Below are 323 nucleotides of genomic sequence, written 5' to 3' on the forward strand. Positions count from 1 at the left end.
TGCCTCGGCTCTTGGTAAAGGGCATTATTTTCCCTATACGTCGGCGGAGGAAATCTTTAACGAACTGAGAGAAGCGAGCCGCGGCGGAATTGCTGATTACGCTGGCATCACCTATGACAGGCTCAGGCGGGAAGGCGGCATTCAGTGGCCATGTCCTGAAGCGGATCACCCCGGAACCGGGCGATTGTTTGAGCACTCATTTGCCCATCCCGATCACAGAGCTGAATTAAGCGTGATTCCAAATGAACCGGCCGTCCAGAAAGAGAAACCGAGCGCCGGCTATCCGCTTTATTTAACCACGGGAAGGGTGATGTCTCACTACT

At 53.9% G+C, this 323-nt stretch carries 1 pseudogene; it reads left to right on the forward strand.

The window, feature by feature from the left end:
* A pseudogene (locus SB751_RS29075) lies at positions 1–323 on the forward strand (formate dehydrogenase subunit alpha); the annotation flags it as partial.

This window comes from Cupriavidus sp. SIMBA_020, from assembly GCF_046535395.1.
GTDB lineage: Bacteria > Pseudomonadota > Gammaproteobacteria > Burkholderiales > Burkholderiaceae > Cupriavidus > Cupriavidus campinensis.